Annotated in this window: 20 protein-coding genes; all 20 read left to right on the top strand. The window is 61.8% G+C overall.

Annotation, left to right across the window (positions count from 1 at the left end):
• The first annotated feature begins 207 nt into the window (after positions 1-207).
• Genes ACYZTU_RS03465 through ACYZTU_RS03370 form a run of 20 tightly spaced genes read left to right on the top strand, consistent with a single transcriptional unit; the run spans position 208 to position 18,192 of the window.
• Positions 208-933, top strand: a complete 726-nt coding sequence (locus ACYZTU_RS03465; RefSeq protein WP_461968035.1) for a beta-ketoacyl synthase chain length factor — start codon at positions 208-210, stop codon at positions 931-933.
• Positions 909-1,721 (top strand): lysophospholipid acyltransferase family protein, encoded by an 813-nt coding sequence (locus ACYZTU_RS03460; protein WP_461968033.1) that lies wholly within the window; start codon positions 909-911, stop codon positions 1,719-1,721. The genes ACYZTU_RS03465 and ACYZTU_RS03460 overlap by 25 nt, the downstream gene beginning before the upstream one ends.
• Complete coding sequence (locus ACYZTU_RS03455) at positions 1,699-1,974, top strand: phosphopantetheine-binding protein (protein ID WP_461968031.1); 276 nt, start codon at positions 1,699-1,701, stop codon at positions 1,972-1,974. Before ACYZTU_RS03460 ends, ACYZTU_RS03455 begins: the two co-directional genes overlap by 23 nt.
• Positions 1,975-1,983: 9 nt before the next feature.
• Entirely contained in the window at positions 1,984-2,238 is a 255-nt protein-coding gene (locus ACYZTU_RS03450) for an acyl carrier protein (protein WP_017336166.1), read from the top strand.
• Positions 2,235-2,780, top strand: a complete 546-nt coding sequence (locus ACYZTU_RS03445) for a COG4648 family protein (protein WP_461968029.1) — start codon at positions 2,235-2,237, stop codon at positions 2,778-2,780. The genes ACYZTU_RS03450 and ACYZTU_RS03445 overlap by 4 nt, the downstream gene beginning before the upstream one ends.
• A complete protein-coding gene (locus ACYZTU_RS03440; protein ID WP_461968027.1) occupies positions 2,777-4,459 on the top strand; it encodes an AMP-binding protein in 1,683 nt (560 codons plus the stop codon). Before ACYZTU_RS03445 ends, ACYZTU_RS03440 begins: the two co-directional genes overlap by 4 nt.
• The gene (locus ACYZTU_RS03435; RefSeq protein ID WP_461968025.1) at positions 4,452-5,186 is read left to right on the top strand and encodes a glycosyltransferase family 2 protein; all 735 of its coding nucleotides are present in this window, start codon (positions 4,452-4,454) and stop codon (positions 5,184-5,186) included. Before ACYZTU_RS03440 ends, ACYZTU_RS03435 begins: the two co-directional genes overlap by 8 nt.
• Complete coding sequence (locus tag ACYZTU_RS03430; RefSeq protein WP_461968024.1) at positions 5,183-6,130, top strand: LpxL/LpxP family acyltransferase; 948 nt, start codon at positions 5,183-5,185, stop codon at positions 6,128-6,130. Before ACYZTU_RS03435 ends, ACYZTU_RS03430 begins: the two co-directional genes overlap by 4 nt.
• Entirely contained in the window at positions 6,111-7,655 is a 1,545-nt protein-coding gene (locus ACYZTU_RS03425) for an HAL/PAL/TAL family ammonia-lyase (protein WP_461968022.1), read from the top strand. Before ACYZTU_RS03430 ends, ACYZTU_RS03425 begins: the two co-directional genes overlap by 20 nt.
• Positions 7,648-8,073, top strand: coding sequence for an acyl-CoA thioesterase (locus tag ACYZTU_RS03420; protein WP_461968020.1), 426 nt, complete (start codon positions 7,648-7,650; stop codon positions 8,071-8,073). Before ACYZTU_RS03425 ends, ACYZTU_RS03420 begins: the two co-directional genes overlap by 8 nt.
• Positions 8,070-8,672 carry an outer membrane lipoprotein carrier protein LolA gene (locus ACYZTU_RS03415; protein WP_461968018.1) on the top strand — a complete coding sequence of 201 codons (603 nt, stop codon included), beginning with the start codon at positions 8,070-8,072 and terminating at the stop codon, positions 8,670-8,672. The genes ACYZTU_RS03420 and ACYZTU_RS03415 overlap by 4 nt, the downstream gene beginning before the upstream one ends.
• Positions 8,656-10,995 (top strand): MMPL family transporter, encoded by a 2,340-nt coding sequence (locus tag ACYZTU_RS03410; RefSeq protein ID WP_461968016.1) that lies wholly within the window; start codon positions 8,656-8,658, stop codon positions 10,993-10,995. Before ACYZTU_RS03415 ends, ACYZTU_RS03410 begins: the two co-directional genes overlap by 17 nt.
• On the top strand, positions 10,992-12,152 hold the full coding sequence (locus tag ACYZTU_RS03405) for a cation:proton antiporter (RefSeq protein ID WP_461968014.1): 1,161 nt from the start codon (positions 10,992-10,994) through the stop codon (positions 12,150-12,152). The genes ACYZTU_RS03410 and ACYZTU_RS03405 overlap by 4 nt, the downstream gene beginning before the upstream one ends.
• Complete coding sequence (locus ACYZTU_RS03400; RefSeq protein ID WP_461968012.1) at positions 12,139-13,386, top strand: NAD(P)/FAD-dependent oxidoreductase; 1,248 nt, start codon at positions 12,139-12,141, stop codon at positions 13,384-13,386. The genes ACYZTU_RS03405 and ACYZTU_RS03400 overlap by 14 nt, the downstream gene beginning before the upstream one ends.
• Complete coding sequence (locus tag ACYZTU_RS03395) at positions 13,383-14,108, top strand: class I SAM-dependent methyltransferase (protein WP_461968010.1); 726 nt, start codon at positions 13,383-13,385, stop codon at positions 14,106-14,108. The genes ACYZTU_RS03400 and ACYZTU_RS03395 overlap by 4 nt, the downstream gene beginning before the upstream one ends.
• Positions 14,108-14,590, top strand: coding sequence for a hypothetical protein (locus tag ACYZTU_RS03390; protein WP_449642720.1), 483 nt, complete (start codon positions 14,108-14,110; stop codon positions 14,588-14,590). The genes ACYZTU_RS03395 and ACYZTU_RS03390 overlap by 1 nt, the downstream gene beginning before the upstream one ends.
• Positions 14,587-15,783 (top strand): beta-ketoacyl-[acyl-carrier-protein] synthase family protein, encoded by a 1,197-nt coding sequence (locus tag ACYZTU_RS03385; RefSeq protein WP_461968008.1) that lies wholly within the window; start codon positions 14,587-14,589, stop codon positions 15,781-15,783. The genes ACYZTU_RS03390 and ACYZTU_RS03385 overlap by 4 nt, the downstream gene beginning before the upstream one ends.
• Positions 15,780-16,241: a hotdog family protein gene (locus tag ACYZTU_RS03380; RefSeq protein WP_461968006.1), complete on the top strand. Its 462-nt coding sequence runs from the start codon at positions 15,780-15,782 to the stop codon at positions 16,239-16,241. Before ACYZTU_RS03385 ends, ACYZTU_RS03380 begins: the two co-directional genes overlap by 4 nt.
• Entirely contained in the window at positions 16,238-16,966 is a 729-nt protein-coding gene (gene fabG, locus ACYZTU_RS03375) for a 3-oxoacyl-ACP reductase FabG (RefSeq protein WP_461968004.1), read from the top strand. The genes ACYZTU_RS03380 and fabG overlap by 4 nt, the downstream gene beginning before the upstream one ends.
• Positions 16,966-18,192 carry a beta-ketoacyl-ACP synthase gene (locus ACYZTU_RS03370; protein ID WP_461968002.1) on the top strand — a complete coding sequence of 409 codons (1,227 nt, stop codon included), beginning with the start codon at positions 16,966-16,968 and terminating at the stop codon, positions 18,190-18,192. The genes fabG and ACYZTU_RS03370 overlap by 1 nt, the downstream gene beginning before the upstream one ends.
• Positions 18,193-18,272 lie beyond the last annotated feature (80 nt).

Below are 18,272 nucleotides of genomic sequence, written 5' to 3'. Positions count from 1 at the left end.
AGACAGGCCGGGCGCAATGTGGATAATGGCCAAACGACAGCCATGCACGAACTAACCGGTACATTTCATTGAGCAAAATGTAACCATCATTTGCTACACGCCCGCCGCAACGGGATAATGCGCGCCACTCGGCGCCAAGCGCCACGTAAAGGTAGTTCGCGTTTTTTGCGACTCACCGCGTCAAGGAAGCCCGCAGGGGCGGGATGTATGCCTGTGATCAACTTCAACATCGCCCAATGGCGCGCGTGGGCCCCTGGGCTCGAAAGCGTGGACGATTGGCAGGCCTGGAACCGACAACCGGTCGTGCTTGCGAGCAGCGATGCCGCCCCCGACGTCTCGTTTCTGCCGGCCATGCAGCGCCGTCGACTCAGTCGTCTAGCGCGGATGGCGTTCAGTGTCGGCTGGCCTTTGGCCGATGGTCGCCAGGACCTACCATTGGTCTTTATTTCTCGCCACGGCGAAACCCCGCGCACCTTCGATATTCTCAGCGATCTGGCTGCCGATCAGCCGCTGTCGCCGACTCAATTCAGCCTGTCCGTGCACAACGCGATCATCGGCCTGTGGTCGATCATGCGGGGTGAAACCAGCGAAATGACTGCCCTCGCTGCAGCCGGCGATGGCCTTGAACACGGCATGCTAGAGGCCGCGGCTTTGCTTGGCGAAGGCGCACCCGCGGTATTGCTGATCGTCACTGAAGAGCAACCCCCCGAAGCCTACTCGACCTGGATCGACGACGTGCCGTTCCCTTACGCGGTCGGTCTGCTGATCACCCCCGGCAACGACTGGCAGCTGTCCCTGAACAGCGCCACGGATGAATTGTCCAAAGCCCACTGGCCCCATGCCCTGAACCTATTGAGTACCCTGCTCGGCCAGCAGACAACCTGCCAACATGCCTGGAAAAATCGTGTATGGACCTGGCAACGCAACCTGTAACCGATAAAAACCGCGACGCCTATTACTGGCGCCTGCTGGCTACCGCCGCAAGCTTTACCCTGTTCGGGTTGGGCGGGCTGTGCCTGCGTCTGGTGGTTTTCCCGGTGCTGAACTGCCTGCCCGGCGATGCCCGGATACACCGGCGGCGAGCGCGGCAGACCGTCGCTCGCCTGTTTTGGTTTTTTGTGCGATTCATGGCTCGCACCGGCGTGCTGACTTACGACATCCAGGGCGCCGAAAAACTCGGTCGACCCGGGCAAATGATCATCGCCAATCACCCGTCGCTGATCGATGTGGTGTTCCTGATCGGCCTGGTGCGCCACGCCAATTGCGTGGTCAAGAAAAGCCTCTGGGAGAACCCTTTTACCCGCGGCCCGCTAGGCTCCACCGAATACATCAGCAACGACGGCAGCATGGACATGCTCGATGCCGCTGCCGATGCGCTTAAAAGCGGCCAGACCCTGATCATCTTTCCAGAAGGCACGCGCACTCAACCGGGTCAGCCGCCGGCCTTCCATCGGGGTGCTGCGGCGATCGCGCTGCGCGGTGCGAAAATCCTTACCCCAGTAATCATTAAGGTCAGTCCGACCACATTGACCAAGGCCGAACCCTGGTATCGGATCCCCAAACGTCGTGTGCACTTCAGTTTCCGTGTCGGGGCCGATATAGACCCACAAGCCTTCGCCGCGCTGGGCCCTGCTCCACAGGCCTCGCGCAAGCTCAATGACTATTTGCATCATTACTTTATTAAGGAGCTCGCCGAAGATGAGCGATCTGCACACTGTTAGCCTAATGCAGGAAATAAAACTGCTGATCATCGACGCCCTTGGCCTTGAAGACATCAGCGCCGACGACATCGGCGATGACCAGATGCTGTTCGGCGAAGGCCTGGGCCTGGATTCGGTAGACGCCCTGGAACTCGGCCTGGCGATCCAGAAAAAATACGGCATCAAAATCGACGCCGACGCCAAAGACACCCGTAATCATTTCAGCAACGTGACGAGCCTTGCGGCGTTCGTCACTGCAAAACAGGCAGCTTGAGACCGGACCATGCAAACTCGTGACGACATTTTCAACACCCTGCGCGATGCTCTGGTCGAGCTCTTCGAGCTGGACCCCGAGCGCGTGAGCCTCGAATCCAACCTGTACCAGGACCTGGAAATTGACAGCATTGACGCGGTCGATCTGATCGATCACATCAAACGCCAGACCGGCAAGAAAATCGCCGCCGAAGAATTTAAAACGGTGCGCACGGTCAGCGACGTGGTCGAGGCGGTCTACCGTCTGGTTCAGCCGGCCGCATGAGTCGATTGATCGGCCTTGGCCTGCTGCTGGCGGGTCTGCTGTACCCCTTCGCGGTGTATTTCGGCATGGAGCATTTCGCCCCATGGCAGTTCGGTCTGCTGCTGGGCAGTCTGTGGCTGGCCCGGGCACTGCTCGGCGCACGCCGCCCTGGCAGCCTGTGGATGGCGATCACCGCGATCGTTTTTTGCCTGTTGCTGGCGCTGTTCGACAGCCCGCTCTTGCTGCGCTGGTACCCGGTGCTGATCAGCGCTTTCATGCTCGGGCTGTTTGGCCTGAGCCTGAAATACGGCCCACCGATGATCGAACGTCTGGCGCGTATGCGTGAACCGCAACTGCCGACCAAGGCGATTGTTTATACGCGCCAAGTGACGATCGTCTGGAGCGTGTTTTTCCTCTGTAACGGTTTGCTCGCTGCCGCCCTGACCCTCTGGGCGCCGCTGAGTTGGTGGATGTTGTACACCGGCCTGATTTCTTACGGATTGATGGGCCTGCTGTTTGCCATTGAATGGCTTATACGACAACGGGTACGAGGCCACCCATGAATTGGATAAAACTTGAGCAATTGTTGCTCAAGGCGCAACCGGAACGTGCCGTGACGGCCGAACCGACGCTCAATCACGCGCAACTGTGCGTAAAGGCGTTGAGCCTCGCCGCGGGCCTGCAAGCCCAAGGAGTACGGCGCATTGCCGTGCACCTTGAGGACGCCGCCGACCTGGCGATTGCCCTGCTGGGTGCCTGGCGTGCCGGGGTCAGCGTGCTGCTGCCCGCAGACCTGCAACCCCAGACTCGACAGCGCTGGTCGACCGAAGTCGATCTGTGGCTGACCGATCAGGCCGATGACGCGCACCTGAGCGATTACCGGCATGCGCCGTTGATCGCCGCCGCACTGGATCTGGATCGTTGTTCGCTGAGCCTTTGCACGTCCGGTTCCAGTGGCGAGCCCAAGCGCATCGACAAAACCCTGCGTCAATTGGCCAATGAGGTCGAAGCGCTGGAGCAACTCTGGGGTGCCGATCTGGCCCAGGCTTGCATCATTGGCAGCGTCTCCACTCAGCATATTTACGGGTTGTTGTTTCGAGTGCTGTGGCCGTTGTGCGCCGGGCGCTCGTTCGTGCGCAAGCAGCTGGCATTCCCTGAAGACCTGCAGCGCGCCAGCCGCGAACACCCGGCGTTTGCCTGGGTCGCCAGCCCGGCGCTGCTCAAGCGCATGGGCGACAACCTAGACTGGCCCGCTTTAAGCGCGGTTCGTCGAGTATTTTCCTCCGGCGGTGCATTGCCGGCCGAGGCCGCGCAACGCCTTCAGCAACGCCTGCAGCAATGGCCGACGGAAATCCTCGGCAGCTCGGAAACCGGCGGCATCGCCTGGCGTCAGGGCGACGATCTCTGGCAGCCCTTTGCGGACATCGAATTGAACCAGGACAGCGACGGCGCCCTGCTCATCGCTTCGCCGTACTTGCCGCACGGCCATATCGAACACACCGCGGATGCCGCGCGAATCGCTGCCGACGGCCGATTCGAACTGCTCGGACGGCTGGACCGGATCGTCAAACTGGAAGAAAAACGTATCTCGCTACCGATGCTGGAACAGGCCCTGATGGCCCATGACTGGGTCGCCGAAGCGCGTCTAGGCGTGGTTCAGGAAAACCGCGCTTCGCTGGGTGCGCTGCTCGTGCTGACCGAGTCAGGCCTGCATGCCTTGCGCAATCAGGGTCGACGCACCTTCACGCAAGAACTGCGTCAACATCTGAGCCAGCATTGCGAGGCCTTGGCCTTGCCACGCCGTTGGCGCCTGTTGCGGCATCTGCCGCTGAACGCTCAGGGCAAACTGCCCCAGGCCACCGTTGAAGCCCTGCTGCTGGCGCCGCGCCCAAAGGCGCCGGAGGTGCTGGAGCAGATCGAAGTCGATGGTGAGTGGAGCCTGCAACTGGCGGTACCACCCGACCTCGCCTACTTCAGCGGCCACTTCCCCCAGGCGCCGGTATTGCCCGGTGTGGTGCAAGTGGAATGGGCGCTAACGCTGGGCCAGCAATTGATGAACCTGCCGGCAAAATTCGCCGGTATGGAAGTGCTGAAATTCCAGCAACTGGTGCGCCCCGGCGATGAAATCCAGCTGCACTTGCGCTTCGATCCGACGCGCAGCAAGTTGTATTTCGCCTATCGCAACGAGACCGCGACCTGCTCCAGTGGGCGGATCTTGCTGGAGGCAGCAACCGATGCATAATCCCTGCGCCGTGGTCCCGGTCTACAACCACGAAACCGCCATCACCACCGTGGTTGATGCGCTGCTGGCAAGCCGCCTGCCATGCATTCTCGTGGACGATGCCAGCAGCCCGGCCTGTGCAAAGGTGCTCGATCAACTGGCCAAGCGCGACAAGGTGTTCCTGATCCGTCTCGCCACTAATCAAGGCAAGGGCGCCGCCGTCATGACCGGCATGCGCGAAGCCTCGCGCCTGGGCTTCAGCCATGCCTTGCAGGTGGACGCCGACGGTCAGCATGATCTGCAAGACGTCCAGACCTTCATCGAACAATCACGCGCCCATCCCGAAGCGGTGATCTGCGGCTATCCGCAATACGACGCCAGCGTGCCGAAAGGTCGCTTGTACGCCCGCTACCTGACTCACGTCATGGTCTGGATCAACACCCTGTCGTTGCAGATTCGCGATTCCATGTGCGGCTTCCGCGTCTATCCGTTGCCATCGACCCTGGCGCTGATCGATTCGGCGAAGATCGGCAAGCGCATGGACTTCGACTCGGACATTCTCGTGCGACTGGCCTGGCGCAATCTCCCCATGCAATGGCTGCAAACCAAAGTCCATTACCCGCTGGACGGCGTCTCGCATTTCCGCCTGATCCACGACAACGTGCTGATTACGAGCATGCACACCCGGCTGTTCTTCGGCATGTTGCTACGGGCGCCGTTGATTCTCTGGCGACGGTGGCGAGCATGAGCAGCAACGGGGACAAAAAGCACTGGGCTGACCGCCAGGAGCGCGGCAGTTTCTGGCTGATGAAGCTCATGGCGTTCGGTGCAAAGGTGCTGGGCCGGCGGGTGCTGAGCCCGCTGCTGTACGGCATCGTTTTGTACTTTTTCCTGTTCGGTCGCAGCGCCCGCCGCAGCGCCTGGCAATACCAGCAACGGCTCGCCGACTGGAGTGGTCGCAACGAATTGCGCCCGACTCATTGGCGGGTCTTCGGCCAGTTCATGGCCTTCGCCGATTCCATGCTCGACAAACTCGACGTGTGGAACGGCAAGCTGAGCATCGAGCAGATCGAAATCATCGACCCTGCATTGCTGCGCAATCAACTGCGCGGCACCCGCGGGCAGATGCTGGTGGGCGCGCACCTGGGCAATCTCGAGGTCTGCCGTGCGTTGGCCGAGATCGGCGAAAAAGTCACGATGAACGTGTTGGTGCACACCAAGCACGCCGAGCAATTCAACCGTTTGCTGGGCGAAGCCGGCGCGACCAATCTGCGACTGATCCAGGTCAGCGAGCTGGACCCGCTGATCATGCTGCAACTCCATGAGCGCCTTGAGCGCGGCGAGTGGCTGGCGATTGCCGGCGACCGCGTGCCGCTGCATGGCGGGCGCAGCGTGACCGTGGATTTCCTCGGCCATCAAGCCGCGTTCCCTCAGGGGCCATGGTTGCTGGCCGGCCTGCTGAAATGCCCGATCAACCTGATGCTGTGCCTGAAGAAACCGACGGGCGACTATCGATTGACCCTCGAACCGTTCGCCGAGGCCATGGTGTGGAAACGCAGCGACCGCGAGCAGGTCATTCATCAGTGGGCTTCCCGCTATGCCGAACGCTTGGGTCACTATTGCCTTGAAGCGCCTCAACAATGGTTCAACTTTTACCCTTTCTGGAAGACCGATGACGACGCCAACGCTTGAGCCGGTAACCTTCGGCGAACTCCCTTTGCGCATCGAAGACGTGCTGGCCCTGGCCAATCGTCAGGTGCCGACGCAGTTGCAAGGCGACCCTGCGTACCGCGAGCGTATCGCCAAAGGTGCGCGATTCCTCGACTCCCTGCTGGACAAGGAAGGCGTGATCTACGGTGTGACCACCGGTTACGGCGATTCCTGCGTAGTCGCGGTGCCGCTGCATCACGTCGAAGCGTTACCCCGTCATCTGTACACCTTCCACGGCTGCGGCCTGGGCAAACTGCTCGATGCACAAGCCACTCGCGCGGTATTGGCGGCGCGTTTACAGTCGCTGTGCCACGGCGTATCCGGGGTGCGCGTGGAGCTGCTGGAACGCCTGCAAGCCTTCCTCGAACACGACATTCTGCCGCTGATTCCGGAAGAAGGTTCGGTGGGCGCCAGTGGTGATCTGACGCCGCTGTCCTATGTCGCCGCGACGTTGTCCGGCGAGCGTGAAGTGATGTTCCGGGGTGAACGCTGGCAAGCCGCCGACGTGCACCGCGAAATGGGTTGGGAGCCGCTGGTACTGCGCCCGAAAGAAGCCCTGGCCTTGATGAACGGCACCGCCGTCATGACCGGCCTCGCCTGCCTGGCGTACGCCCGCGCCGACTACCTGCTGCAATTGGCCACCCGCATCACCGCGTTAAACGTGGTCGCGCTGCAAGGCAACCCCGAGCACTTCGACGAACGCCTGTTCGCCACCAAGCCGCATCCGGGGCAAATGCAAGTCGCCGCGTGGCTGCGCAAGGATCTGGCGATCGACGCGCCAACCGCGCCGCTGCATCGCCTGCAAGACCGCTATTCCCTGCGTTGCGCGCCCCACGTCCTCGGCGTGCTGGCCGACAGCCTGAACTGGCTGCGCTCGTTCATCGAGATCGAACTCAACAGTGCCAACGACAACCCGATCATCGATGCCGAAGCCGAACGCGTGCTGCACGGTGGGCACTTCTATGGCGGCCACATTGCGTTCGCCATGGACAGCCTGAAAAACCTGGTGGCCAACGTCGCCGACCTGCTCGACCGTCAACTCGCGTTGCTGGTGGACGAGCGTTACAACCACGGTTTGCCGAGCAACCTGTCCGGTGCAACCGCGGATCGCGCGATGCTCAACCACGGCTTCAAAGCCGTGCAGATCGGCACCAGTGCCTGGACCGCCGAAGCGCTGAAAAACACCATGCCGGCCAGTGTCTTCTCGCGCTCCACCGAGTGCCACAACCAGGACAAGGTGAGCATGGGCACCATCGCCGCTCGCGATGCGATCCGCGTGCTGGAACTGACCGAACAGGTCGCCGCCGCCACCCTGCTGGCCGCCAATCAAGGCGTCTGGCTGCGCAGCAAGGCCGAGGATGCGCGCCCGCTGCCGCCAGCCCTGGCCTCCATGCACGAAGAGCTGGCGAAAGACTTCCCGCCGGTCATCGAAGACCGGGCGCTGGAAGGCGAATTGCGCCTGTGCCTGAAGCGTATTGCCGAACAACACTGGAGGCTGCATGCGTAGCAAGGGCGTGCTTCACACCGATACGGAAATCCTCGTGCCGTTCTTTGACGTCGACACCATGAACGTCGTCTGGCACGGCCATTACGTCAAATACCTGGAAGTCGCCCGCTGCGCGCTGCTGGACAAGATCGGCCACAACTACGACGCCATGGTTGAGTCCGGTTACGCGTGGCCGGTGATTGATCTGCAATTGCGTTATGTGCGCGGCGCGGTGTTCGGTCAGAAGTTGAACGTGCGCGCCAATCTGGTGGAGTGGGAGAACCGTCTGAAGATCAGCTACCTGATCAGCGATCTGGAAACCGGCGAGCGCTTGACCCGCGCCAGTTCCGTGCAGGTTGCCGTCGACATGAGCAGCCGCGAAATGCTGTTGGCCTCACCCAAGGTGTTCACCGACGCTGTTGAAAGGATGCTCGCATGACCTCGTTCTTCAAATGCCTCGGCGCGCTGGCGCTGCTTGGGTTGTCATCGATCGCTCATGCATTCGATCTGCAACAGCTTAGCGATCAATTGGCCAAACCCGATGTGATCCACGGCAACTTCATCCAGGAAAAACACCTGCGCGCCCTGCCCCAGCCGTTGACCAGCAAAGGCACCTTCGTCCTGGCTAAAAACCACGGCTTGCTCTGGCTGTTGAAAACCCCGCTGCAACAGGATTACCGCATCAGCGACAAAGGCATTGCCCGGCGTGATGCCACCGGTTGGCAAACGCTCCCGAGCAAGAGTGCCGGCGCCGAGCAAAACCGCTTGTTCCTCGCCGTACTGCAAGGTGACAGCAGCGGGCTGCAACGGGATTTCGAGCTTGCGCTGAGCGGCGATACGCAGAATTGGAAGCTGACGCTGACCCCGCGCTCAATGCTGCTCAAGCAGGTGTTCACTCAGATCAACATTGTCGGCGGCGAACTGGTGCACAGCATCGAGCTGCTCGAAACCCAGGGCGACAGCACGCTTTTACGCATGCAAGACAGCACCAGCGCCCAGCCGTTGAGCGATGCGGAGCAACATGACTTTGCCCAGTGAACGGAGGCTTCCACGGCTGTTTCTGATCCTGCTGCTGGCGGTGCTTGCGCTTGCCGGTTGGCAATGGCGTGATGGCGCCCCGCTGTCGGCCAACCTGATGGAGCTGGTGCCGGGCACGGCGCCGGACGCGCTGGAACTACGCGCCGAACAACGCATGCAAGAACCGCTGAACCGCGAAATGCTGGTATTGGTGGGTCATACGGATCGCCAGCAAGCCGTCGCCATGGCCCAGAAACTGGGTGAGCAGTGGCAGGCGAGCGGCTTGTTCGAAAAGGTCCAATGGAATCTGCAAGCCGACCTCCCGGCGCTGCGCACGCAATTGCTGCAAGGCCGACTGGCTATGCTCTCGGCGGCTGATCGGCAGCAACTGATCGAGCATCCCGACGCGTTTATCCAGCAAAGGGTGCAAGCGCTGTTCGACCCCTTCACCGGTTTTAGTCTAGTGCCGAGCCAGGATGACTGGCTGGGCCTGACCGGGCGCATCCAGAACAGCCAGCCGCAACACGGCGCCGTGCAACTGGACATCGGCAGCGGTGCGCTGGTCGCCGATGCCGACGGCAAGAGTTGGGTACTGCTGCGTTCGCGAACCACGGGCAACGCCTTCGACATGAACTTGCCGCTGCAAGTGGCCGACCTGCTCCAGCACAGCCGCGAAGTGGCCGCCCAGGCCGACGTGCAGCTGATTGCCGCCAGTGGCCTGCTCTACGCTGCAGCCGGTCAACAGCAAGCGACGAGAGAAATGACCTGGGTCGGTGGCGGCGCCACGGTGGGCATTCTATTAATGCTGCTGCTGGCCTTCCGGCGCTGGCGCGTGTTGCTGGCCTTCGTCCCGGTGCTGGTGGGCATGCTCTTCGGCGCGGTGGCCTGCGTGGCGCTGTTCGGCCATATGCACGTGATGACGCTGGTGCTCGGTTCGAGCCTGATCGGCGTGGCGGTCGATTACCCATTGCATTACCTGTCCAAGAGCTGGAGCCTGAAACCCTGGCACAGTTGGCCGGCCCTGCGCCTGACGTTGCCGGGCCTGACGCTGAGCCTGATCACCAGTTGCATCGGTTACCTGGCCCTGGCCTGGACCCCGTTCCCGGCGCTGACCCAGATTGCCGTGTTCTCGGCCGCCGGTCTGCTCGGCGCGTATTTGTCCGCGGTGTGCCTGCTGCCGGCACTGCTCAAAGGCGTCGACCTGCGTCCAGCGCAGTGGCCGCTGCAGGTTTCCGAGTATTTGCTGGGGCGCCGTGAAGCGCTGCTCAAACTCGCCAGTACGCCGGTGCTGCTGGCGCTGCTGATTGCCTTTTGTGTGGGCGGCCTGTTGCAGCTCGACACCAAAAACGACATTCGCCAGTGGGTCGGAGCACCGCAGCAACTGACTGACGAAGCACATACCATTGCGCGCATCACGGGCTATCAACCCACCAGCCAGTTCTTCCTGGTGCGCGCGGCCAACCAGCAAGAACTGCTGGAACGCCAAACCGCGTTGAGCGAGCGGCTGGATCAGTTGGTCAACCTGGAAAAACTCCAGGGCTATCTGTCGCTCAATCAACTGGTCAGCCAACCGACCGAACAGCGGAAAGTGCGCGAAGCGTTGAACAAATTGCCGCAGTTCTGGAAACCGCTGCTCGATGTCGGCGTGCCGGCCGAGGCGCTGCAAGCAGAGCTCACGAAGTTACAGGCACTGCCCACCGAAGACATTGACGCGGCGCTGGTCGGTCCGTTGGCCGAACCCTATCGCGCACTGTGGCTGGGACCGACCGATGACGGCGTAGCGGCGATGGTCAGTCTGCAAGGCCTGAACAACCCCTCTCTGCTACGAGTCCAGGCGCTGGATTTGCCGGGCGTAGAACTGGTGGACCGCCTCGGTGAGTTGAACAAGGTGTTCGCCGACACCCAGATCAGCGCCGCAGAGTTGAAACTTGCTTCCTGTGTGCTGATCGTGCTGGTGCTGATCCTGCCGTTCGGCTTCGGTGGCGCGCTGCGAATCGTCGCCCTGCCGCTGCTGGCCGCGCTGTGCAGCCTGGCCAGTCTCGGCTGGCTGGGGCAACCGCTGACGCTGTTCAGCCTGTTCGGCCTGCTGCTGGTGACGGCCATCAGCGTCGATTACGCGATCCTCATGCGTGAACAGGTCGGCGGCGCTGCGGTGAGCCTGCTGGGCACCTTGCTGGCGGCGCTGACCACCTGGCTGTCGTTCGGTCTGCTGGCGGTGTCCAGCACACCGGCGGTGAGCAACTTCGGCCTGTCCGTTAGCCTGGGCCTGGCCTTCAGCTTCATTCTTGCGCCTTGGGCCGGACGCCAGGTTCACGCCACCCCCGTCGCGGAGTCTGCCGCATGATGATCGCCTTGTTTTGGGCAATGGCCCTGGCCCTGTTCGCCGTGGCCACTCGCGTCGGTCGTCACTTCGGCGTGATCCCGATCGTCAGCCAGTTGCTGCTGGCCACCTTCGGCCTGCCGCTGCTGATGTACTTCTGGATCGAACCCCAGTGGCAATTGAGCGGCGCCGCGCTGGTCGCGCCGGTCTGGCTGAAAAACTTCTACAGTCTGAGTTTTGCCTTGTTGCTGGGGCACATTCTCAGTGACGTGATTGATCTGCGACTCGACCGTCAGAGCCTGAAAATCGCCCTGCCGAGTTTCTCCATTCCGTTTGCCTGCGGGCTAGCAACCGCGGTGTGGCTGTTGCCGCCGCAACCCTGGATCAGTTCCCTGGCGGTCGGCTTGCTGTTCGCCATCACCGCGATTCCGGTGTTGTATTTGTACCTGCGGCACATCAACTACCCGCCCGCCGCCACTCGGCGACTGGTGCAAACCGCCATCCTCATCGACCTCACGTGCTGGACCCTGTTCGCCATCGCCCAGGGCAGCCTGCACCTGAGCAGCCTCCTGCTGCCACTGGCCGGCGCCTGCTTGCCGTTGCTGCTGCGCCTGTTCCGATTGCGCCAGCCGTTGCTGCACAGCGGGTGCTTCTTCGCACTGTTAGTCGTGGCGGAACACTTCAAGCTCAACGCGCTGATTTTCGGCATCGGTTACCTGCTGTGGATGGCAATGCTCAAAGTGCCGTTGGTGCTGCCGTTGCCGGTGATCTGGATGAGTCACTTGCAGACGTACATCGCGATTCCGCTGATCCTCACGTTCGGTATCGTGCAAATCAACGTACACGCGGCCATGGCCAGTCTCAGCTGGGTGCAACTAAGCGCTCTGCTGCTGTTCCCGATTGCCAGTAAACTGCTGGGCAACTGGCTGGGCCTCGGCTGGGCCGACGCCTCGTTTGAAGGCGCCAGTCGCTGGCGGGAAAGTGTCTTGCTGAATATTCGTGGCTTGAGCGAGATCGTCTTTCTCAACCTGCTGCTACAACAACACCTCATCAGCCCCGCGCTGTACTTCGCGCTGATGGTGATGGGCCTGATCGCGACACTGCTGCCGGCACTCGCCGGCATGCACCGAACCCCTTTGATCATCGCCGTCCCGGCAAGGAGCCCCCGTGCCAACAGTTGAAATGGAACATCGCCAGGTCGTGGTGATCGGTGCAGGTCCATCGGGCGCCATTGCCGCCGCGCTGCTCAAGCGCAAAGGTCACGACGTGTTGATGATCGAACGCCAGCATTTCCCAAGGTTTTCCATCGGTGAAAGCCTGCTATCCCATTGCCTGGATTTCGTCGAAGAAGCCGGCATGCTCGAGGCCGTGAACGCCGCTGGATTCCAGTTCAAAAACGGTGCGGCATTCGCCTGGGGCGAGCAGTACAGCGCCTTTGATTTCGGTGACACCTTCAGCAACGGCAAGCCGACCACCTTCCAGGTCCAGCGTGCCGATTTCGACAAGCTGCTGGCCGATCAGGCCGCGCTGCAGGGCGTGGACGTTCGCTACGGCGAAGCCATCGTCAGCGTCGATTTCACCCTGCCAAAACCGCAGCTCGATGTGCTTCGCGAAGACGGCAGCCAGTACCGCGTCGAAGCCGACTTCGTGCTGGATGCCAGCGGCTACGGCCGCGTGCTGCCGCGCTTGCTCGACCTTGAAGCTCCGTCGAATTTTCCGGTGCGCCAGGCCGTGTTCACCCACGTCGAAGACCACATCGACAACCCGACCTTCGAGCGGGAAAAAATCCTTATCACCACCCATCCGATCCACCGCGATATCTGGTTCTGGACCATCCCGTTCAGTAACGGTCGTTGCTCGGTGGGCGTGGTCGCGGCAGCCGAACACTTCGAAGGCCGCATGGAGAATCTGGACGAGTGCCTTCGCGGGTTTATCGCTGAAACTCCAAGCCTGGCCGGCGTGCTGAACAACGCCGTGTGGGACACGCCTGCTCGAACCATCGGCGGCTATTCGGCCAACGTCAAAACCCTCCATGGGCCAGGCTTTGCACTGCTCGGCAACGCGGCGGAATTTCTCGACCCGGTGTTCTCCTCCGGCGTGACCATCGCCATGCGCTCGGCGAGCATGGCCGCCGGGGTTCTGCATCGCCAACTGCAAGGCGAACGTGTCGATTGGCAGACTGAGTTCGCCCTCCCGCTCAAGCGCGGCGTCGACACGTTCCGTTGCTACGTCGAAGGCTGGTACGCCGGGACGTTCCAGGACGTGATCTATCACGTGGGCGGCTCTGCGGATATTCGCCGCATGATCAGTTCGATTCTGGCCGGGTATGCCTGGGACGAGCGCAATCCGTTCGTTGCCGAGCCCAAGCGCCGGCTGCGGATGCTCTCGGAGCTCTGCGCAAGGGATGCCATATGAGCTACTTGAGCGACACCTACGTCGAAGAAACCCGTTTCGGTATCTGGTTCCTGCGCAGCCACACCTGGCAGCACCATGTGTTGCGAGTAGCGATCAATGACCTTGGCGGCCTGTTCAGCGAACCATTGCCGAGCAACCCGGTGCTGCTGGATGCCGGTTGCGGTCAGGGCAAGTCGTTTCAGTACGTGCGCCAGACCTTTGCGCCCCAGCGCCTGATCGGTCTGGACGCCGACCCTCACAGCCTGAACCTGGCCGGCGAAGAAGCCGTCCGTCAGGGCATGGAGGTGGAGTTGATCGGCAGCGACTGCGCGAGCATCAACGTCCCGGACGCCAGCGTCGATCTGCTGTTCTGTCACCAGACCTTCCATCATCTGGTGCAGCAGGAACAGGCACTGGCCGAGTTCTACCGCGTACTCAAGCCCGGTGGCTATCTGCTGTTCGCCGAATCCACCGAGGCTTACATTGATACTTGGGTGATCCGCTGGTTGTTCCGCCATCCGATGCATGTGCAGAAGAGCGCCGCCGGGTATCTGGAAATGATTCGCCAACAGGGGTTCGAATTCGGCCCGAAAAACGTGTCTTATCCGTACCTGTGGTGGAGCCGCTCCAAGGATTTCGGCTTGCTTGAACGCTTTGGTCTGCGCCAGCCAAAACCCGTTGGCCAACGGGAAGAAACCCTGGTCAATGTGGTCGCGCGCAAACCCCTTGAAAGGTGTGCCTGATGATCCGTTTTCTGCTCCTGGGTTGCGTCCTGTTGCTGAGCGCCTGCGCCAGCCGGGCGCCGCTGCCCGAGCAAACCCCGAACCTGTCGTTGCCGCTGCAATTGCACATCCAGCGCCTGGTGGCTGACCAACGGCAGGACTGGGTGCTGGTGATCCAGCGTGAAGGCTTAGGCATTCGCTGGTCGATGATGGACTTGCTGGGCATTCCACAGGCACGCCAGAAACTGGTCGACGGCGAGTGGCAGGCTGACGGCCTGCTGCCACCCAATCCTGAAGCACGAGAGCTGTTCGCCGCGCTGCTGTTTGCGCTAACCCCAAAAGATGAACTGTCGGCCAACTATCCCGCCGCTTGGCAGCATGGCTCGCAACGGTCCTTGCCAGCGCACTGGGACGTCCGTTACTCACAACCCATGAGCTTTGAATTGAACCTGCCCAAAGGCCCGAAATATCGAGTCACGCCGCTCAGTGGGGACGCGCCATGACGGCCTACCTGAACGCCCTCGGGGTGATCTGCGCCCTGGGTCGTGACAAGCACGAAGTCGCCCGCAACCTGTTTGCCGGTGACTGCTCGGGCATGCGCAATGAGGCCGGCTGGGTGGCGGAACGGTCGCTGCCCGTGGCCGCAGTCCAAGGCGAACTGGCACCGATCCCGGCTGAGCTTGCGCAGCAAAGCAGCCGTAATAATCAATTGCTGCTGGAAGCCGCGCTGCAAATTCGCGACGACATCGACCAAGCGATCCAGACTTACGGTCGCAGCCGCATCGGTATCGTTCTGGGTACCAGCACTTCGGGCATCGACGAAGCCAGTCGCGGCCTGGCCCATTACATCCGCGAGCATCAGTTCCCGGCCGATTACGACTATCAGCAACAGGAGCTCGGCGCTCCAGCGAACTTCCTCGCCGACTGGCTGCAACTGAGCGGCCCGGCCTATGTGATATCCACGGCCTGCACCTCCAGCGCCCGAGCGCTGATGAGTGCTCAGCGGCTGCTGAACCTGGGCTTGTGCGACGCGGTGCTGTGCGGCGGTGTCGACAGCCTGTGCAAGTTGACCCTCAATGGATTCTCGGCGCTGGAAGCGGTGTCCGGGCAACGCTGCAACCCGTTTTCGGTGAACCGTAACGGCATCAACATCGGCGAAGCGGCGGTGCTGTTTTTGATGAGCAACAGTGTTGGCGACAGCCAGCCGATTGCCCTGCTTGGCAGTGGCGCCAGCTCCGACGCGCATCACATTTCTGCGCCGGAACCGACCGGCCGTGGCGCCCTGCAAGCAATGCGTAAAGCCTTGAGCCAAGCAGAATTGCAACCGCAGCAGATTGATTACCTGAACCTGCACGGTACCGCCACCCAACACAACGACGCCATGGAAAGCCTGGCAGTGGCGACGTTGTTCCCGGCGGGTGTGCCGTGCTCGTCGACCAAACCCATGACCGGCCACACCCTCGGCGCGGCCGGCGCTCTGGAAGCGGCGTTCTGCTGGTTGAGCCTGAGTGCAGGCAACCGCGAGCACGCCCTGCCGCCCCACGTCTGGGACGGCCAACCGGACCCCGAACTGCCCGCCCTGAAGTGGGTGACCCCGGCCGATCGCCTGGCGTCCATTGCACCTCGCTATCTGATGAGCAACTCCTTTGCCTTCGGTGGCAACAACGTCAGCCTGATTATCGGAGACGCCCCATGATTGACTGGCCGATCGCCGAACTGCTGCCGCACGCTGGCGACATGATCTTCATCGATCAGATCCTGGCGTTCGATGACGAGCAGATTCACACCCGCCTCACGGTCAAACCCGATGGCCTGTTCAACCGCCCGGACGGCAGCCTGCCGGCCTGGGTCGGCATCGAATTGATGGCCCAGAGCGTCGCCGCCTACGCCGGCTGCCATGCCCGCCAGCGTGGCGATGCGGTCGAGCTGGGGTTTCTGCTTGGCACCCGTAAATTCGAATGCAACGTCGAGCACTTCCCCGCCGGCACCGAGCTGACCATCCACGGAATACGCTCGCTGGAAGACGACAACGGCATGGGCGTGTTCGAATGCCACATCACCGCCCCCGGCATTCACGCCACCGCTCGTCTGAACGTGTTCCGTCCGCCTCAGGCCGCTCAATACCTTCATGAATCTCAAGGAACCCAGTCATGACTGAATCCGTACTGGTCACCGGTTCCAGCCGTGGCATCGGCCGCGCTATCGCTTTGCGTCTGGCTCAGGCCGGGCATGACATCGTGCTGCACTGCCGCACTGGCCTTGCGGACGCTGAAATCGTGAAGGCCGAGATCGAAGCGTTGGGACGTAAAGCGCGCATCCTGCAATTCGACGTATCCGACCGCGCCAGCTGCAAAGCCACTCTCGAAGCCGACGTGGAAGCCCACGGCGCCTATTACGGCGTGGTGCTTAACGCCGGCCTGACGCGTGACGGTGCTTTTCCAGCCCTGAGCGAGGATGATTGGGATGTGGTGATGCGCACTAATCTCGACGGTTTCTACAACGTACTGCACCCGGTGATGATGCCGATGATTCGTCGCCGCGCGGCCGGACGGATTGTTTGCATCACCTCGGTTTCCGGGTTGATCGGCAACCGTGGGCAGGTCAACTACAGCGCCTCCAAGGCCGGGTTGATCGGAGCCGCGAAGGCGTTGGCGATCGAATTGGGCAAGCGCAAAATTACCGTTAACTGTGTCGCACCCGGCTTGATCGACACCGCGATGCTCGATGAAAACGTGCCGGTGGAAGAACTGATGAAAATGATTCCCGCACAACGCATGGGCACACCTGAAGAGGTGGCCAGCGCTGTGAATTTCCTGATGTCGGCGGAAGCGTCGTACATCACCCGACAGGTTCTGGCCGTCAACGGAGGCCTGTGCTGATGAAGCGCGTCGTCGTCACCGGCATGGCCGGCATCACCTCACTGGGCAGCGATTGGGACACCATCGCCAGCAACTTCGCGGCCAATCGCAGCGGCATCCGCCGCATGGATGAGTGGGATCGCTTCACCGAACTCAACACACGCCTGGCCGGGCCGATCGATGACTTCAAAGTGCCGAGCCACTGGACCCGCAAACAATTGCGCAGCATGGGCCGGGTCTCGCGTTTGGCGGTCGGTGCGGCGGAACGGGCGTTGGCCGATGCCGGGCTGTTGGGTGACGAATCGATCAAGGACGGGCGCATGGGCGTTTCCTGCGGCTCATCTACCGGCAGCACCGATGAGATCAAGGCGTTCGGCAACATGCTGCTCAACTCGGTGGCCGAGGGCCTGAACGCCAACTCCTACGTGCGCATGATGCCGCACACCACGGCGGCGAATATCAGCATCTTCTTCGGCCTCACCGGGCGGCTGATCCCGACCTCCAGCGCTTGCACCAGCGGCAGTCAGGGCATCGGTTACGCCTACGAGTCGATCAAGTTCGGCCGCCTGCCATTGATGCTCGCCGGCGGCGCCGAAGAACTGTGCCCGACCGAAGCCATGGTCTTCGACGCGCTCTACGCCACCAGTTTGAAAAACGATGCGCCGCAAACTTCCCCACGCCCCTACGACAGCGCCCGTGATGGCCTGGTGATCGGTGAAGGCGGCGGCATGCTGGTGCTCGAAGAGCTCGAACACGCCTTGGCTCGCGGTGCGCACATCCACGCCGAACTCGTCGGTTTCGGCAGCAACGCCGACGGCCAGCACGCCACCCGGCCGGAGCAAACCACCATGCGCCGGGCCATGGAGCTGGCCTTGGAAGATGCCGGGCTGAAGCCTTCGGACATCGGCTACGTGAATGGTCACGGCACGGCCACTGAACAGGGCGACATTGCCGAAACACTGGCGACTAGCGCGTTGTTTGGTGAACACATGCCAATCAGCTCGCAGAAGAGCTTCCTCGGGCACACCCTGGGAGCCTGCGGCGCGCTGGAATCCTGGTTCAGCATCGAAATGCTGAACTGCGACCTGTACGTCCACACCCTCAACCTCGACGACGTCGACCCGCGCTGCGGCAAGCTCGATTACCTGCGCGGCGAGTTCCGAAAGATGAGCAACCAGTACGTGATGAACAATAATTTTGCGTTTGGTGGGGTTAATACGTCGCTGATCTTTCGGCGTTGGTCGTAACTTAAAACTTCAAGGTCGAGGATATCGTCAGCGTCTACAAGAGCAATGAGCGCAAGGACCCCAAGACCTATGGATGCCAC

Source organism: Pseudomonas sp. HLT2-19-2 (genome assembly GCF_054898005.1).
The sequence above is the reverse complement of the archived record's forward strand: the minus strand, read 5'-3'. Positions and strand labels throughout refer to the sequence as shown.

Excerpts from the sequence above, each read along its gene's own strand:
- ACYZTU_RS03420 (WP_461968020.1), top strand. The coding sequence starts at position 7,648 with ATGCGTAGCAAGGGCGTGCTTCACACCGATACGGAAATCCTCGTGCCG.
- ACYZTU_RS03380 (WP_461968006.1), top strand. The coding sequence starts at position 15,780 with ATGATTGACTGGCCGATCGCCGAACTGCTGCCGCACGCTGGCGACATG.
- ACYZTU_RS03440 (WP_461968027.1), top strand. The coding sequence starts at position 2,777 with ATGAATTGGATAAAACTTGAGCAATTGTTGCTCAAGGCGCAACCGGAA.
- fabG (WP_461968004.1), top strand. The coding sequence starts at position 16,238 with ATGACTGAATCCGTACTGGTCACCGGTTCCAGCCGTGGCATCGGCCGC.
- ACYZTU_RS03385 (WP_461968008.1), top strand. The coding sequence starts at position 14,587 with ATGACGGCCTACCTGAACGCCCTCGGGGTGATCTGCGCCCTGGGTCGT.
- ACYZTU_RS03465 (WP_461968035.1), top strand. The coding sequence starts at position 208 with ATGCCTGTGATCAACTTCAACATCGCCCAATGGCGCGCGTGGGCCCCT.
- ACYZTU_RS03370 (WP_461968002.1), top strand. The coding sequence starts at position 16,966 with ATGAAGCGCGTCGTCGTCACCGGCATGGCCGGCATCACCTCACTGGGC.
- ACYZTU_RS03415 (WP_461968018.1), top strand. The coding sequence starts at position 8,070 with ATGACCTCGTTCTTCAAATGCCTCGGCGCGCTGGCGCTGCTTGGGTTG.
- ACYZTU_RS03405 (WP_461968014.1), top strand. The coding sequence starts at position 10,992 with ATGATGATCGCCTTGTTTTGGGCAATGGCCCTGGCCCTGTTCGCCGTG.
- ACYZTU_RS03455 (WP_461968031.1), top strand. The coding sequence starts at position 1,699 with ATGAGCGATCTGCACACTGTTAGCCTAATGCAGGAAATAAAACTGCTG.
- ACYZTU_RS03450 (WP_017336166.1), top strand. The coding sequence starts at position 1,984 with ATGCAAACTCGTGACGACATTTTCAACACCCTGCGCGATGCTCTGGTC.
- ACYZTU_RS03390 (WP_449642720.1), top strand. The coding sequence starts at position 14,108 with ATGATCCGTTTTCTGCTCCTGGGTTGCGTCCTGTTGCTGAGCGCCTGC.
- ACYZTU_RS03445 (WP_461968029.1), top strand. The coding sequence starts at position 2,235 with ATGAGTCGATTGATCGGCCTTGGCCTGCTGCTGGCGGGTCTGCTGTAC.
- ACYZTU_RS03460 (WP_461968033.1), top strand. The coding sequence starts at position 909 with ATGGACCTGGCAACGCAACCTGTAACCGATAAAAACCGCGACGCCTAT.
- ACYZTU_RS03425 (WP_461968022.1), top strand. The coding sequence starts at position 6,111 with ATGACGACGCCAACGCTTGAGCCGGTAACCTTCGGCGAACTCCCTTTG.
- ACYZTU_RS03430 (WP_461968024.1), top strand. The coding sequence starts at position 5,183 with ATGAGCAGCAACGGGGACAAAAAGCACTGGGCTGACCGCCAGGAGCGC.
- ACYZTU_RS03410 (WP_461968016.1), top strand. The coding sequence starts at position 8,656 with ATGACTTTGCCCAGTGAACGGAGGCTTCCACGGCTGTTTCTGATCCTG.
- ACYZTU_RS03435 (WP_461968025.1), top strand. The coding sequence starts at position 4,452 with ATGCATAATCCCTGCGCCGTGGTCCCGGTCTACAACCACGAAACCGCC.
- ACYZTU_RS03395 (WP_461968010.1), top strand. The coding sequence starts at position 13,383 with ATGAGCTACTTGAGCGACACCTACGTCGAAGAAACCCGTTTCGGTATC.